Origin of the sequence: Catenibacterium sp. co_0103 (assembly GCF_004168205.1) — a bacterium.
Lineage (GTDB): Bacteria > Bacillota_I > Bacilli_A > Erysipelotrichales > Coprobacillaceae > Catenibacterium > Catenibacterium mitsuoka_A.
Map to the genome: position 1 here is coordinate 39,438 of NZ_RCYB01000010.1, position 8,945 is coordinate 48,382.

General features: G+C 33.1%; 8 protein-coding genes. 7 read left to right on the forward strand and 1 reads right to left on the reverse strand.

Features of this window, described 5'->3' with window-relative positions; translation table 11 throughout:
• Positions 1–31: 31 nt before the first annotated feature.
• Positions 32–1,048, reverse strand: coding sequence for an aspartate--ammonia ligase (gene asnA, locus EAI80_RS03085; protein ID WP_022425155.1), 1,017 nt, complete (start codon positions 1,046–1,048; stop codon positions 32–34).
• A gap of 185 nt (positions 1,049–1,233) precedes the next feature.
• Here asnA and thrC point away from each other — a divergent pair, with 185 nt between their 5' ends.
• From thrC to EAI80_RS03120, 7 genes are all read left to right on the forward strand, one after another.
• Positions 1,234–2,718: a threonine synthase gene (gene thrC / locus EAI80_RS03090; protein ID WP_129980882.1), complete on the forward strand. Its 1,485-nt coding sequence runs from the start codon at positions 1,234–1,236 to the stop codon at positions 2,716–2,718.
• Positions 2,719–2,720: 2 nt separating this feature from the next.
• Positions 2,721–3,614 (forward strand): homoserine kinase, encoded by an 894-nt coding sequence (gene thrB / locus EAI80_RS03095; RefSeq protein ID WP_129980883.1) that lies wholly within the window; start codon positions 2,721–2,723, stop codon positions 3,612–3,614.
• A 39-nt stretch (positions 3,615–3,653) separates the two neighbouring features.
• Positions 3,654–4,412, forward strand: a complete 759-nt coding sequence (locus EAI80_RS03100; protein WP_129980884.1) for a histidinol-phosphatase — start codon at positions 3,654–3,656, stop codon at positions 4,410–4,412.
• A gap of 403 nt (positions 4,413–4,815) precedes the next feature.
• Positions 4,816–5,067, forward strand: coding sequence for a hypothetical protein (locus tag EAI80_RS03105; protein ID WP_006505197.1), 252 nt, complete (start codon positions 4,816–4,818; stop codon positions 5,065–5,067).
• An 11-nt stretch (positions 5,068–5,078) separates the two neighbouring features.
• Entirely contained in the window at positions 5,079–6,299 is a 1,221-nt protein-coding gene (locus tag EAI80_RS03110; RefSeq protein WP_129980885.1) for a hypothetical protein, read from the forward strand.
• Positions 6,296–7,171: a hypothetical protein gene (locus EAI80_RS03115; RefSeq protein WP_129980886.1), complete on the forward strand. Its 876-nt coding sequence runs from the start codon at positions 6,296–6,298 to the stop codon at positions 7,169–7,171. The genes EAI80_RS03110 and EAI80_RS03115 overlap by 4 nt, the downstream gene beginning before the upstream one ends.
• 13 nt (positions 7,172–7,184) lie before the next feature.
• On the forward strand, positions 7,185–8,633 hold the full coding sequence (locus EAI80_RS03120) for a glycoside hydrolase family 1 protein (protein ID WP_129980887.1): 1,449 nt from the start codon (positions 7,185–7,187) through the stop codon (positions 8,631–8,633).
• The last annotated feature ends 312 nt before the right edge of the window (positions 8,634–8,945 follow it).

Below are 8,945 nucleotides of genomic sequence, written 5' to 3' on the forward strand. Positions count from 1 at the left end.
TTATATCAAAAAAAGTTCACATGAGTGAACTTTATAATAAATGTATATCATTTTCTTCGCAGATACGCATTGTATCCTCATCCCATAAAGAAGCTTGTACTTCACCAATATGGGCTTTCTTTAAGAAGAACATACATAAACGTGACTGACCAATACCGCCACCAATACTTAATGGATAAACATTGTTTAAAACGTTCTGATGGTAAGGAAGTTCAGTACGCTCTTCAGCATGTGCTTTCTTTAACTGTTCTTCTAAAGCTTTCGCATCAACACGTACCCCCATAGAAGATAATTCAAATGCATCATCAAGAATAGGGTGATAAACAAGAATATCACCATTAAGTGTCCAGTCATCATAGTCTGGTGCACGTCCATCATGTTTAATACCTGACTTAAGGGTATCCCCAATCTTCATTAAACATACAGCCTTTTTAGCCTTAGTAATAGCTCTTTCTCTTTCCTTTGGTGTTAAATCAGGATAAACATCTTCTAATTCCTGTGTGGTAATAAAGAAAATCTTTTCTGGTAATAATCCTTTATCCAACTTTGGATAATGACGAATCATTAAGAAATCTAAATCTAATAAAGCTTTATAAATCTTCTTAACAGTCTGTTTGAAGAAATCAACAGTACGATCTTCAGGTTTGATCACTAATTCCCAGTCCCACTGGTCTACATACATAGAATGAAGGTTATCAATTGTTTCATCTCTTCTAATTGCGTTCATATCTGTATATAGTCCTGTATGTGCTTCAAAGCCATATCTATAAAGCGCATCACGCTTCCATTTTGCAAGTGAATGAATGATTTCAATTTCATCATCATTATTTAACTCATAGCTGTTGAAAGCTACTGGTCTTTCAGTTCCATTTAAATCATCATTTAATCCTGTGTTTTTTAATAAAAATAGTGGTGCAGATACTCTAGTGAGTCTTAATTCTTCTGATAAACGTCTTTCAAAATAATCTTTAATCATCTTAATCGCAACTTCAGTCTCAATAAGATTGAGTTGTGAATGATAGTTCTCTGGTACAAATACTTTACTCATAAGTCTTTTACTCCTTTATGTATGATTATATAAGAAAAAAATAAAAAAGAAAGAAAGAAAACAGTATTTCTTATATTATTTAAAAATATGTAATAATTTAGGGAAATATAAAAAATGATGAACTTGATTGACTTATTTCCGATTATTTAATACAATGTTGAAAACACAAGATAAGGAGATGCACAATGGAAAAATTGTTTAAGAGCACAAGAGGCAATCAGACACCTATTGATTTTTATACATCTATTCTTCAGGGAATCGCAAGTGATGGGGGATTACTTGTACCTGACTTTGATTTTGAGAAGAAAAACCTAGAAGATTTACTTCCATTAAACTATGTAGATCTTGCAACTGAGATTATTGGTACATTCGCACCGAGTGATGCAAAAGAAGCATTACATACAGCCTGCAATCAGGCTTATGGTGAAGGTTTGTTCTGTGATGAAGTGGTTCCTGTAAAGAAAGCAGGAAATGTATATGTTGCAGAACTCTATCAGGGGCCTACAGCTGCATTCAAGGATATGGCATTATCTATGCTTCCAAGAATGATGACTCTTTCTTTAAAGAAGAAAGGTGAAGAACGTGAAGTTATGATTCTTGCGGCTACAAGTGGTGATACAGGTAAAGCTGCATTAGAAGGATTTAAAGATGTAGAAGGTACATGTATTAAGGTTTTCTATCCAATTGATGGTGTATCAGCTATTCAGCAGCAGCAGATGGTGACTACAACAGGTAAGAATGTTGAAATTATCGGTATTAGAGGTAACTTTGATGATGCCCAGTCTGCAGTTAAGAAAGCTTTTGGTTCTAAAGAATTAAAAGAACTTTGTGATGAACATCATATCTTCTTATCTTCAGCTAATTCAATAAATATTGGACGTTTAATTCCACAGATTGTATATTACTTCTATTCATATTTAACACTTGTGAAGAGAAATGAAATCAAACTAGGAGAAGCAGTGAACTTTACAGTACCTTCAGGTAACTTTGGTAACTGCTTAGCTGGATGGATTGCAAAGAATATGGGATTACCAGTGAACCAGTTCATTGTTGCTTCTAATAAGAATAATATCTTAACTGATTTTTTCACTACTGGTACTTATGATGCAAGACGTGAATTCTATAAGACTAATGCGCCTGCTATGGATATCTTAGTTTCTAGTAACTTAGAAAGATTAGTATGGTTCATGGTGAATGGTGATAGTGAAAAAGTGAATAAGTATATGGAAGAACTTAAAGAAACAGGTGTTTATAAAGTAGATGATGAAACACTTGCAAGAGTTCAGAAAGAATTCAAGGCAGGATGTCTTGGAGAAGAAGATGTACTTAAAGTTATTCATGACTGCTGGAATGAAAACAAGTATCTATTAGATACACATACAGCTGTTGGTTATGGTGTTTATGAAGAATATGTTAAGAACACTGGTGATACAACTAAGACAATCTTACTTTCTACTGCATCACCTTATAAGTTCCCAGAATCTGTATATCAGGCATTAACTGGTGAAGAAGTAGATGTTTATACAGCTATTGAAAAACTACATGATTTAACTGGTATGGAAATTTCTTACCCATTAAAAGGTATTAAGGATCGTGAAATCCTTCATAAGGGTGTTATTGATAGAAATGCAATTCTAGATACTATTGCAGAAAAGATCAAGGAGTACTAATTATGTTTGTAAAGGTAAGAGTTCCTGCAACAAGCGCAAACTTAGGACCTGGATTTGACGTTGCGGGTCTAGCAGTGACTTTATATAATACATTCACTTTTGAATTATTAGATGAAGGATTAGAAATCTTAGGATGTCCTGAACAGTTTGCGAACAAAGATAACTTAGCTTATCGTGCCTTTGAAGAAGGTGCACGTTATGTAGGATTAGATTATAAAGGATTACGTATTACCAATGAAGGAGATGTTCCTTATACAAGAGGATTAGGTTCTTCTTCTACATGTATTGTCGCTGGTATTGTTGGTGCATTCGCATTCAAGAATCGTTATGAAGAACGTCAGAACATTCTTGAACTTGCGACTAAGATTGAAGGACATCCAGACAACGTTGCCCCAGCAATCTTTGGTGGATTAACTGTATCTGTTATGGAAGAACATAAAGTCACTACATTATCTATTCCAGTTAAACAGGAATATCGTTATGTCGCACTTATTCCACCTTTCACATTATCTACAGAAAAAGCACGTTCTGTATTACCACAGACATTAGATCGTGCAGATGCGATTAAGAATGTATCTCATCTTGCATTAATGGTTGCATCACTTATTAATGGATATGATGAAGGTTTGAAACTAGGCTTCAAGGATCGTTTCCATCAGCCATATCGTGGACATCTAATTGACAATTTCTTCCCTATTATGGAAACATTAGAGAAGGATGAAAGAGTATTAGGTGCTTATCTATCAGGTGCAGGGCCTACTATTATGGCTTTAATTCGTGCTGATGATACAATGGGTGTTGTTCGTATTAAAGAAGAATTAGGATCTTTAATTGACGGATGGCAAGTGGAAAAGTTAGAATTAGATGAACGTGGATTTACATGTGACTTTTTATAATACCTGGCTGTTGTCAGGTATTTTTTTCAGGAGGATCAAATGAAGAATTATCATACACATACAACAAGATGTATGCATGCAATTGGAAGTGAAGAAGAATATATTCTAGCAGCCATTTCAGCTGGATATACAGAACTAGGCTTTTCAGACCATACACCATGGCATTATGAATCAGGATATCATGCTACAATGCGTATGGATGAATCACAACTTGAAGATTATGTCCATACATTATCAGTACTAAGAGATAAGTATAAAGACAAGATTTCTATCAAGATTGGTTTGGAGTGTGAATACTTTGAAGATAAGATGGAATGGCTTAAGGAACAGCTTGAAAAGTATAAGCTTGATTATATTGTTTTAGGGAATCATTTTGATGGCAGTGATGAAACAGGTATTTATTATGGTCATCCAGTATCTTTAGAAGAATTAAAGAGATATGTATCACAGGTGATTAAGGCTATGGATACAGGCTTGTTTTCATATGTAGCGCATCCTGATGTTGTTTTCTATGATGAAAAGATTCAAGAACATATTGATGAGTTAGAGAAAATCTGTATTCATGCGGCTGAAATAGATATGCCTTTAGAATTTAACTTATTAGGATATAAGGCTATGCGTCATTATCCAAGTCAGCCATTTATTGATTTATGTAAGAAACATCATAACCGTATTATTATCGGAACAGATGCGCATGAACCAAGTGCATTAAAAGATACTAAAACATACAATCGTGCTTATGCTTACTTAAAGGAAAGTGGCTTAGAAATTACTGAAGATATTAAGATGTTGAGATAGAAGGCTTGAGAAAGCCTTTTTTTCTTTTGACAGTTCCCTTGAGTGCAAATTGAAAAAGTTATGGAATATTCATGCTTATTTTGATTTAAATGTATGTAGAAAATGTAGTAATGTATCTCGCTTGATTAAGATTGCTCATATCAGGCACTATATGTCAGTAACTGAATTGGTTTGACAGTTATTGTGACATTAAATTTAAAAAGCATTGATATATTCATGTTTATTTTGAATTAGATGCATGAGAAAAATGTAGTAATATAATATACGATAGTGATATTTCTAAATTAGAAAGTATGTATTAGATATTAAAAAGAATGATATTATTTCATTTATTTAAAAAAACCTTTACAATATAAAGTGCCTAGTATTGATTAAAGGCTGTATAATAAAGGTGGTGATAAAAATGGAACATATTACAGATATAGATAAAACAGCACATCTTGAAGAATGTGTAGAAGCGGTGAGAGAAATCATTAATCCAGATGATTATGGATTAACTGAAGAAGCTCTTTATGCTCTTACGAAAGAAATCATGGATACTTCTCTTACAATGGGAGGAGACTTTCATTTAGATAACATTCGTTTCTTTGCGGAACGTTTTATTAAGAGCGGATCAATTGCACGTTTTAAGATGGCTCATGAAAATGATTTTTAAGGAGGAATTGTATGGGTAAAATAGAAGACGTTATCCAACAGTACCTGGATGAACATAAAAGTCATTATCTAGGAAAATATCGTTATAGATGTAGCTATCGAATTAGTGATACTGCGATGAAGTTTCATTATTATATGCTTGATGAAAACTTCAGAAATATCGATATTTATGTTGAATTATCATATGGTGATAAGGTTGAAGCAGAATTCTCAGAAAATTTAAATGATCAGGAAAAGCAGTTTATTATTAAAGATGCACTGGTACATATTTTTTATAAAGAGAAGTTTACACATATCCTTCATTATTCTTTGATTCCAAAGATAGTGAAGGAACATCATCTCATTGATACAAACATGGCACCGATTGATTATATTGAGATATTGGAGTACATGAAGTATCATCAGGGGATTAATAAAAAGACGATCGATTCTTTCTATGAAATTTATCTTCCAGTTATGCATGATTTAATCAAGACACAAAAATATGATGTTTATATTTCTTCATTGATCTTATTATTACGTAACATACTTTATGAATATGACTGGGATGGACCAAATTCTAAATATCGTGATACGGAATATCAATATCATTTATATTATGTAAGAGAATTGATTCAGGAAATTATTGACCATCTAGATGTATTCTATAAGCATGCAGCAAGCTATTTGTTCCATCTTATGCATCTACTATGTCAGCATACTTTATTCGCATTTTGTATTATGAGCAATCTTGGTTCATTATTTAATTATAATGAGGTTGTTTTAAAGGCTTTATCAGACAATTTGAAAAAGCACTTTATTTTATATGATAAGGAAGCTAATAATTTAAATCAGTGTAATCTTGTTTATTCTTATTTATTTTATTCTTATTTAAATAAGAAAGAACCTTTTAGAGAAGTAATCAAACAGGTGTTTAGAACTATTGTTGATGCAATTCTTGTTTATGCAAATCATGATCTAGATCTTGCATTAGGTAATACGTTATTAAAAAATGAAGGTTATGATGTGTTGCTCGATTTATTCAGCAATGATTACAATACATTTATATTCACTTGCTTCCCAATTAGTTCATTCCCAACAGAGATGCGTACATCAGTTCGTAATGAACTCGTTGCCGCTATTCGTTTCTTTGCAGGTAGAATGAATAATGATAAGTATAAGCTCAGCTCATTTGAACAGGTATTAAATATCAATAGATTATTATTAGATAATTTTGGAGATTGGTATAAATGAAAAAGAGAAATATAGTCACAGCAGCCTTTGGAACTGCTGTCCTTGCAGGTGCAGGGTTATATCAGAAAACAAGTCAGTTTGTAGATGAACGCTTATATCGTGCACATATTAAACGTACCTTATTTGAGACTTTAAAGCCTCAGACAGTACGTATTAAGAATATGAATGATGCGATTTTAACTGGTCATCTACTTGAAGTGGATCATGCAGACAATACATTAATCATGGTTCATGGTTTTACTAAAGATGCATCTTCTCTAGAAAATGAAGCAATCTATTTTCAGTCAATTTGCCCTCATACTAATATTTTAATGATTGATTGTTATGGTAATGGATCATCTGATGGTGTGACAAGAGGCGTTGGTTTCCAAGATGTTATGGATATTAACTATTGGAATCGTTTCATTATTCAAAAGTATGGCGAAGATCATCCGGTCTTCTTCTATGGTAAAGAAACAGGTGCGACAGCCTTGCTTTGTGCAGGCAGTGCAGGTTTATTAAAGAATGCAACAAGCTTAATTGTAGAAAGTACATTTAAGAATGTGCGTGATTATTTTGCATATTTAATGAAGAATGATGGATATCCAGAATCTATTACACGTCCTTTACTTTCTATTGTATTAAGAAAAGCATTGGATGTACCTCTAGATGATTTAGATATCATGAGATATATAAGAAGGAATACTATTCCGACATTATTTATCCAAAACAAAAACAACAATAAGGTAGATTTTAATGATGTATTTGATTTATACAATAATGCATTATGTGTTAAAGAATTAATGCCATTAAAAGATAAGCCATTTTATGCTCTTGATGAAAAGCATCCTTATAAGGATCTTCTTACAGAGTTTTTAAATAGAAATGGATGATAGGAGGATTAAAATGTATTTTAAAGAATCAACAGGGTTCCCAAAGGATTTCTTATGGGGAAGTGCTTCAGCTGCTTATCAGGTAGAAGGTGCCTGGGCTGAAGACGGCAAAAAGCCTTCGGTATGGGATAAGTTTGTAAGAATCCCAGGTAAGACATTCAAAGCTACTACAGGTGATAAGGCAGTTGACCATTATCACATGTATAAAGAAGATGTCAGACTAATGGGTGAGATGGGGTTAAAGACTTATCGTTTCTCAATTGCCTGGTCAAGAATCTATCCAGATGGTAATGGACAGGTGAATGAAAAAGGTTTACAGTTCTATGATGATTTAATCAATGAATGCTTAAAGTATAATATTGTACCAATGGTGACTGTATATCATTGGGATTTACCACAGGCATTAGAAGATCAATATCATGGCTGGGAAGATCGTCGTATTGTCGATGATTTTGTGAATTATGCAACTACATTATTTAAACGTTATGGTGATCGTGTTAAACATTGGATTATCTTAAATGAACAGAATGTCTTCACTGGACATGGCTGGATGCTTGCTAAACATCCACCAGGAAAATTTAAGGATATGAAGACTTACTATCAGGTGAATCATCATGCATTCATGGCTCATGCAAAATCAGTACTTGCATTAAAGGAACTTTATCCTGATGCATTAGTCGGTTCATCATTCGCTTATGGTCCAGCTTATGCAGTATCTGATAAACCAGAAGATCAGATGGCATGTGTTGATTATGAAGACTTAAAGTCTTACTACTGGATGGATGTTTATGCTTATGGACGTTATCCAAGATCTGCAATGAAATATTTAGAATCATTAGGTGTTGCCCCACACTTTGAGGAAGGCGATGCTGAAATTCTAAAAGAAGCTGCATCTAAAGTAGACTTCATGGGTGTTAACTACTATAAGACATGTAGTATTGAATACAACCCACTAGATGGTATTGATTCTCTTGGTGGAGAAAACAATACAGGTAAGAAGGGCACTGCAGAAATGGAAGGTGTACCTGGTATGTATAAGGTACCTGCGAATAAGAATCTTCCTACAACTGACTGGGACTGGACTATTGATCCTATGGGACTACGTTTTGCGTGTCGTAAGATTACTTCACGTTATGATTTACCAATCGTTATTTCAGAAAACGGACTTGGCGCATTTGATAAATTAGAAGATGGAAAGATCCATGATTCATATCGTATTGAATATTTACGTAACCATATTGAAGAATTAAAGAAAGCATGTGATGATGGATGCCGTATTCTTGCATATTGCACATGGTCATATACTGATTTATTAAGCTGGTCAAATGGTTATCAGAAAAGATACGGTTTTGTCTATGTAGATCGTGATGAAAATGAAAACTCTGGTACTCTAAAGAGAATTCCAAAGGATTCATATTATTGGTATAAAAAAGTTATTGAAACTAATGGTGAAGAATTATAATTCATAGAAGGCTGATTCATATTGAATCAGTCTTTTATATATTTAAATTAGGTATAGAGAGCTTACAAGAGACATATATAAAAGAGGATAAAAAATAATTAAAATAGAAAAACATTGATTATATCGATAAAAATAAACATTTTGAAATAAAAATAGAAAATAATTTAAAAAAATGCTTTACAAGTGTTGGAATATTGGGTATTATAGACAGGCAGTCCGGGAGACGGGCTGAGACAGAACATTGAAAACTGAACAGATACACGTCAGATTTATTTGAAAACATTTAATTGATGAGCTGAACATCAGCTCTTC

Coding starts and splice junctions, on each gene's coding strand:
- thrB (WP_129980883.1), top strand. CDS start 2,721: ATGTTTGTAAAGGTAAGAGTTCCTGCAACAAGCGCAAACTTAGGACCT.
- thrC (WP_129980882.1), top strand. CDS start 1,234: ATGGAAAAATTGTTTAAGAGCACAAGAGGCAATCAGACACCTATTGAT.
- asnA (WP_022425155.1), bottom strand. CDS start 1,048: ATGAGTAAAGTATTTGTACCAGAGAACTATCATTCACAACTCAATCTT.
- EAI80_RS03115 (WP_129980886.1), top strand. CDS start 6,296: ATGAAAAAGAGAAATATAGTCACAGCAGCCTTTGGAACTGCTGTCCTT.
- EAI80_RS03110 (WP_129980885.1), top strand. CDS start 5,079: ATGGGTAAAATAGAAGACGTTATCCAACAGTACCTGGATGAACATAAA.
- EAI80_RS03120 (WP_129980887.1), top strand. CDS start 7,185: ATGTATTTTAAAGAATCAACAGGGTTCCCAAAGGATTTCTTATGGGGA.
- EAI80_RS03105 (WP_006505197.1), top strand. CDS start 4,816: ATGGAACATATTACAGATATAGATAAAACAGCACATCTTGAAGAATGT.
- EAI80_RS03100 (WP_129980884.1), top strand. CDS start 3,654: ATGAAGAATTATCATACACATACAACAAGATGTATGCATGCAATTGGA.